This is a genomic window from Bradyrhizobium sp. Kon58, assembly GCF_055807455.1.
Window position 1 is genome coordinate 1 of record NZ_JBVVOT010000521.1, and the last position, 256, is coordinate 256.

A 256-nucleotide genomic window follows, 5' to 3' on the forward strand; every position below is an offset into this window, starting at 1 on the left:
GTTCGTATCGGATGCGGCGCCTACCGGTTACTTCGCCGCGGACAACGCCGGTATCCAGCCGGGCGACACCGTAGCGGTGTGGGGCTGCGGCGGGGTTGGCCAGATGGCCATTTGCAGCGCTTATCTGCTAGGCGCCGAACGGGTGATCGCCATCGACCGCTACCCCGACCGGCTGCGCCTGGCGCAAGAGCGCGGCAAGGCGATTGCAATCAACTATGAGAAAACCAATGTGCATGAGGCTTTGCTGGAGCTGACG

Annotated in this window: 1 protein-coding gene; it reads left to right on the forward strand. The window is 63.7% G+C overall.

The annotated features are described in order from the left end of the window. A partial coding sequence (locus tag AC0L20_RS41335; protein ID WP_473295885.1) for a zinc-binding dehydrogenase occupies positions 1-256 on the forward strand: 256 nt, incomplete at both ends.